This is a genomic window from Clostridioides sp. ZZV15-6597 (genome assembly GCF_020657815.1).
Lineage (GTDB): Bacteria > Bacillota > Clostridia > Peptostreptococcales > Peptostreptococcaceae > Clostridioides.
Genome location: NZ_JAGWCT010000001.1, coordinates 128045 through 134190, shown reverse-complemented (window position 1 = coordinate 134190; position 6146 = coordinate 128045). Strand labels below are relative to the sequence as shown.

Genomic DNA, 6146 nt, shown 5'->3' with positions numbered 1-6146 from the left:
AGACAAGAAAATATAGATTTTAATAATAATATATTGTAGATGTATTATTATTTTTTTATAATAAGTTTCTTAGTAAATTGAATAATTATATTTTATTATTGGAAAATTAAGTTATTAATATGTATAAAAAACTTTCTATTGTGTATATAATTTAATTAAAATAAACATAAAAAATAGAGCTAATAAGAGATTTTACACTCTTTATAGCTCTATTTAAGTATTTTATTATTTGAATACAAACACTAATAGGAGTAGTCAAAATCAATTTTTTTGAACTACTCCATATATTAAATTGCTATTGCTAAACTTCCATTCTTATTTATGCTTTGAACAATTAGTGTTCTTATAAATGCACCAGGATTATTTATCTCATTATAGTTTGTGTCTTCTTCGTCAACTGTATATTTGTTAAACATATAATCTAATGCTATTAGTACTCTATTAATTCCATATTGAACTGATAATCCAACTAAGTCATTTATAATAATATCTTTTTCCGCCTCTAATTTACTTCTTAAATCTTCTTCAAATAAATTATATCTATCTAAATTTATTTGAGATAACACTTTACTATAATTAGAACTCAAAGAGCAACCAGTATCATCGAAGAATTTTGAGATTTGTATTCTAATTGGTTCTGTATATTTCTCTGAGATAGTTTCTTTCGTCTCATAACGCTTTGTATCTATTGTATCATTACTTATATCAAATAAAGTTTTAGAACTTCTTAAAAAGGCTTCTGTACGTTTGTTTGATTTCTTTATGTATTCTGGAAGTATAGAGATAAGATTATCTTTTTTGAATCGTATTCTTTTACCTAACTTACTTCCTTTAGCATCAGCCCAAATTAACTTTTTAATTTCAAGTTTTAACTCATTTACATTTTCAAAACTTAACAAGTGATTTAAAGTATCCAATGACATAGTCAAGTAACCTTTTCCACCATCTTCTTTTTTAAGATGATTTTTGTACTCTTCATCTATGACTATATCGAATTTACCTCTTTTTATTTCTGTGGAATAAACTAATCCAACTTGTAATAATACATTATGATTATGTCTAGCTGTAACAACAGAAACATTGCATATATCAGCTATATTTCTGAATGATACTGATTTTCTAACATAATTTTTATTAGATACTATAAAGTGATATGCTAAATACTGTTTTATAGCACTTTTACTTAAAGCCATACATTTACTTTCATTAGTTATAATCTCTATTATACCTAATTCTGTTTCTTTTTCTGTAACATAAGAAAACTCTGATATAGTTTTTAATTTAGGACAATTTGAACAAAATTCATTTAATTTATTACTATCAAAAGAAGGATTATTTTTTATTGCACAAGAATTACAAGCAGAATAATCTATTTTTTCTACTTTTCTTATAGAAGTTTTAAAAACATCTAATATATCTTTTAGTTTTAATTTTGATATTCTAGCAACTGGTTTTAATTCTTGCATTTTATAATCCTCCTTTCTTTATTTTAAATAAACTTAATACCTTCTATTAATCCATTTTTATAACTTTGAAACATCTCTAATTGTTTCAATTCTATTTGTAACTCGTCAAATTCAAAAAATAGTTTCTTTTGATTTTCATCCAAAGTATTATTTAAACAATTATATATATTGTTAATTCTATTCTCTAAATCTGTCACATTGTCATTAATTGTTCTAACACATAAACAATCTGTAAAATATTCTCTTATTGAATTTTCTAACATTTAAAATCACTATAAGAATATTATAACATATAACTGTCCACAAAGTAATAAAAGGACACTAATAAGTATTTTGTTTTATATTTCCGATAACTGTTTTGCTGCAATTCCATTTTTCAGCACATTTTCTTAAACTCATACCATTATCTAAATCTTTTTTTATCTCTCTTACTTCTTCATTATTAAATCTCTTACTTCTTCTACCTTGTGTAACTACATAATACTGCTTGTCCTTTAGGTCGATATAGTTTATATTAGAGCTATCTAATTCATTTATATTCTTTTTTTCTACAAGTACGAATTCTTTATCTTTATATTTAATACTCATAATTTTCTCCTTTAGAAAACAATAATTTCAGAAGTACGGAGCTGATATAGCCATTTTGGCGATGATTCCTTTTACTCAAATTTATCTTACCCAAAAAATAAATTTATGTCTATATTTGTTAAGTACGGAGCTGATACGGTCATTTAGCTCAAATAGAGTGGTTTCAACGTCTTCTGTTAAGTACGGAGCTGATACGGTCATTTAGCTCAGACATAGTGATTTCAGAAGACGTGAGATTTGAAATTACTAAGAAAAGTAAAAAATATGTTACAAAAAAAATTTTTCGACAAGGAAATAATTAAAAAAAGGTCTATTTTTTGTTAAGTACGGAAGATATACGGTCATTTAGTTTTTTTGAAAAATCTATTTTTTGTTAAGTACGGAAGATATACGGTCATTTTACTTTTTTTATTAAGTTTATTTAAAATAAATTCGACATTTTTTGTTAAGTACGGAGAATATATGGCCATTTTTAAGATTTATTTTCTATCATGTAGTCAGGTAAAGAAAGTATAGTATTATTTATAAGACGTTTTCTTTTTTCAAAATCTTCATAGAAATAAACATCAAAATAAGAATTTCCTCTTTTATAGTCTTTAATTATAAATTGATTTTCTTTTATCTCATTAAAACCTAGTTCTAAATACTCCATATTTTGCTTTACTGTTTTACTTTTATTAAGATGAACATCAAATTTTAAATCTTCTATGTCATATCTAAAACTTTTATTTTTTATATCCTCACCACAAGATATAAGAAAAGACCTTCTACCCTCTAAGAAATAAGCTAGATTAATTGACTGTGTTAATTGTAATTTTTCAAGTTCATTTCTATACATTATATCTGTATTAACTCTTTCGACTTCTTCAATAAAAGATTTTGTGATTTTAACCAACTCTCTATTATTATTGTTTTCATCATTTACTATTGTTGTACTAGAAAACAAATTAAAACTAATCTCATACTTTAATTCGCCTTTATCATTAGTTTGATTCGAATAAAAAGTATAATAAGGTAATTTTAAGAGTCTATTTTTGATATTAATATAGTTCTTTTTTCCATCTGAAAGTCCTAAGTACTTTACTAAATCGCCTAAATAAAATGAAAATGAGTTCATGTGGCTATAAGTATAAACAAATCTAATAATTTCAAGGTCTTGTTTATCTAAATATATTTTTGGCAAAGCCCTTTTTTCTGTATCAGGATTTATTAGCTCTAGTTTAAGATTTTCAATATTTTCATCTTGCCCAATTGAAAACTTATAGAAAAAATTCATTTGTTTACCTGAAAGATTCTTAGCACTATAGTCGTCTGACATGTATTCATTTTCATTTTTTTTAACATTCAAGTGCGAGTATCTTTTACCTTTTGTGAAAGGTAAAAAAATTCCAGGTGAAATATGTGGTGGAGTTTTGATTGCAATTTTATTAATATCAAAATCATAATCATCTTTTAGTACTTCTGTTATACACATTAGTATATCATGTATAAATGCGGAATTTATTTTGCTAGTACTTAACTCTTGTAAATATGGGTAATCACATATGTTATAATTAGAGCTTGACTTCCACTCATCTAAAAAATCTTTTCTTTGCTCCTTTAATTCTTTTGGATTTTTTACTCCAGCACTAATGATTCTTCCATTTTTTAAATATTCACTTTCAACAATTTCTAATTCTTTTTTTAGGTATTTACTGCTTTTTTTTCTTGAAGATTTAGTATCTTCACTTAGAGAATCTAAAGTCATATCAGACCATCTCTTCTTAAGTTTTAATGATGATGAGTTCTCTTGATTTCTTAATTTTTTAACATCATTTACTGTATTTATCTTTTTAAACTTATCTGAAATAAGAGAATATAGAAATTCTTCAAATTTTAAACTTATTTCTTCAGCAGACATACCCTTTAATCTAAAAATTTCAAAATATTTTCTTGTTATCATTTTAAATCTATCATTATCATATATAATATGATAGATTAAATTTATTTTATTTAAATCTTTTTGTTCATTACTTATGTTTTCTTTAACATCTTTACTCATAAGGTTACTCCTTAATATATTTTTGCTTATAAATAGATAGAACTTCTTGTATTTTGAAGTTTAAATTGTTATCCTCTTTAAACTCTTTCAAGCTTTTATTAGTCCAATATCCAGATTGAGTATATTTTTTTTCATTTAGCTGCATTTGATGCATAATACCAGAAATTTTTAAATTAGTGAAATTCAACTGTACTTTATTATCTAAATAATCATTAATAATAAGTAATCTTTTGCGAATTGTTGAATATCCCATCTCTTTTAATCCATTTCCATATCTAGCATCTGGTTTAGTTTTAATTAAGTATTCAGAATTAGAATTAAATAGATAAAATTCAGCAGCATTACTGCCTTGCTCCAAATATTGTTTATACTCTTTTTGTTCCAATGTATCTTTTGTAAAATCAAATAAGAACTTGTCCAGCTTAAACTCTGTATCCTTTAACTTTATTAATCTTTTTTCTAAATCTATGTCTTTTATTTTTATACCCCTTATGTCTTCAGCATCTTTACCAATAAGTCCACAAAAAGCTGCATAAATTATAAACTTATCTTGTGCATTAGTTAACTTACTACATACCTTAAGGACTTCATCTTGTGTTAGGTATTTTGATAAATCAAATTCAGCGACTAAATTTTTTGGTTTAGAAAAGTGAATATCGTAATTTAAAGTTTTAAATATCTTATTAATTTTAAAAATTATAGCCATTATAGCATTGTATGTTTTATTCTGATTCATATCTTTTACAATTTTTTCTTTATCATTATCTACTATCTCAACAATATAGTCATTTCCTTCCTCAACAAGCTTTCCTTCTTTAGCAAACCAAAATATTAACACTTTATAAACTTTGAGTATACCAATCCTTGTTTTTTCATCCTCATTTTGTAATAGCTCTGATAATACATTTTCATTTTTTAAATTATAATTCATAAATTCATACATCCTTTTTTTAATTATATATATTTATTATAACATTTACCTTCTCCGTTTTAAATAGAAAATAAAAAAATAACCTCAAAATAATGAGGTTATTTAAATTAAAACTACGATTTTATTGTCATTTTTATTTATATTAAAATAAATTCTTAGAATTATATCTACATAACACAAAACACATATTTAACGAGTTTATTCAAGTGTAATCATTTACTTGCCAACCTTCTGAATACAACATCATTTTCTTCTATGCACCTATCTATTTCATTATCAGAAATCGGACAAAGATTATCTAATTCTTTTCTGATTTCTTGACTATATATATAACCTTTTGACTTTATAAATTCAAGTACTTCATCTATTGTTATTTTATCAACCATAATAATACCTCCATTTTATATTATAGTTATTACCCTGAAATAGTAATGATTACAATAATACAAAATATTATTTATCGTATTTTTTTATGTATTCAAGTAATGCCATACTCATTAAATCAGACTTATTAAACTCTCTAAATTTTTCACAAAACTCATCAAATAAGTTCCATGCATCTTTATTCAACCTAACTGTAGTCCTTATAGCATCTTTTGAAGGTAAATCAATTTTAATACCATCCTGTACAACCTCTATTACATTTGTATCTTCTTTATTCTCAAACCAATTTAATACATTCTGTATCTTGTCATAGTCTTTTGCTAAAGAAATTATATTATTTTTAAATTGATTGTCAATTACTACGTTATTACTGTTGTCATCTTCTATTGTCATATTAAATATATTATCATTATTACTTTGTGATTTACTATTTACTACCTTTGTCATACTATTGTCACCAATAAATATATACTCATCATTTATACGCTTATAACCTCTTTTAGTGAGATATTTTCTTATACTACTTTCAGACACACCAAGCTCTATGGCAACTTTAGTTAAGCTCTTACTATTATTTAACTTATTATTAATATATTCAACTATATATGTTATATCATTGTTTTTTAAATCATTCCAAGTCATGTAATCACCTCAACTTAAGTATACTATATGAGATTACGATTGTCATACTATGTTCATCTTTTAATTCTATCTTTTATCTACATATATTTCTAAA

The 6146-nt window shown here is 24.2% G+C and carries 7 protein-coding genes; all 7 read right to left on the bottom strand.

The genetic code is table 11. The annotated features are described in order from the left end of the window. Positions 1 to 287: 287 nt before the first annotated feature. Complete coding sequence (locus tag KGF52_RS00820) at positions 288 to 1466, bottom strand: hypothetical protein (protein WP_227838789.1); 1179 nt, start codon at positions 1464 to 1466, stop codon at positions 288 to 290. Positions 1467 to 1489: 23 nt separating this feature from the next. Then, positions 1490 to 1729 carry a DUF6809 family protein gene (locus KGF52_RS00815; protein ID WP_227838788.1) on the bottom strand — a complete coding sequence of 80 codons (240 nt, stop codon included), beginning with the start codon at positions 1727 to 1729 and terminating at the stop codon, positions 1490 to 1492. A 58-nt stretch (positions 1730 to 1787) separates the two neighbouring features. Continuing rightward, the gene (locus KGF52_RS00810) at positions 1788 to 2054 is read right to left on the bottom strand and encodes a helix-turn-helix domain containing protein (RefSeq protein ID WP_227838787.1); all 267 of its coding nucleotides are present in this window, start codon (positions 2052 to 2054) and stop codon (positions 1788 to 1790) included. A gap of 472 nt (positions 2055 to 2526) precedes the next feature. Continuing rightward, positions 2527 to 4095: a hypothetical protein gene (locus KGF52_RS00805; RefSeq protein WP_018112651.1), complete on the bottom strand. Its 1569-nt coding sequence runs from the start codon at positions 4093 to 4095 to the stop codon at positions 2527 to 2529. Positions 4096 to 4099: 4 nt separating this feature from the next. Then, positions 4100 to 5026 (bottom strand): hypothetical protein, encoded by a 927-nt coding sequence (locus KGF52_RS00800; RefSeq protein WP_227838786.1) that lies wholly within the window; start codon positions 5024 to 5026, stop codon positions 4100 to 4102. Positions 5027 to 5238: 212 nt separating this feature from the next. Beyond that, positions 5239 to 5412, bottom strand: coding sequence for a hypothetical protein (locus KGF52_RS00795; protein ID WP_227825741.1), 174 nt, complete (start codon positions 5410 to 5412; stop codon positions 5239 to 5241). A gap of 67 nt (positions 5413 to 5479) precedes the next feature. Then, positions 5480 to 6052, bottom strand: a complete 573-nt coding sequence (locus KGF52_RS00790) for an integrase (RefSeq protein ID WP_227838785.1) — start codon at positions 6050 to 6052, stop codon at positions 5480 to 5482. Positions 6053 to 6146: the final 94 nt, after the last annotated feature.

Coding starts and splice junctions, on each gene's coding strand:
- KGF52_RS00820 (WP_227838789.1), bottom strand. CDS start 1,466: ATGCAAGAATTAAAACCAGTTGCTAGAATATCAAAATTAAAACTAAAA.
- KGF52_RS00805 (WP_018112651.1), bottom strand. CDS start 4,095: ATGAGTAAAGATGTTAAAGAAAACATAAGTAATGAACAAAAAGATTTA.
- KGF52_RS00810 (WP_227838787.1), bottom strand. CDS start 2,054: ATGAGTATTAAATATAAAGATAAAGAATTCGTACTTGTAGAAAAAAAG.
- KGF52_RS00800 (WP_227838786.1), bottom strand. CDS start 5,026: ATGAATTATAATTTAAAAAATGAAAATGTATTATCAGAGCTATTACAA.
- KGF52_RS00815 (WP_227838788.1), bottom strand. CDS start 1,729: ATGTTAGAAAATTCAATAAGAGAATATTTTACAGATTGTTTATGTGTT.
- KGF52_RS00795 (WP_227825741.1), bottom strand. CDS start 5,412: ATGGTTGATAAAATAACAATAGATGAAGTACTTGAATTTATAAAGTCA.
- KGF52_RS00790 (WP_227838785.1), bottom strand. CDS start 6,052: ATGACTTGGAATGATTTAAAAAACAATGATATAACATATATAGTTGAA.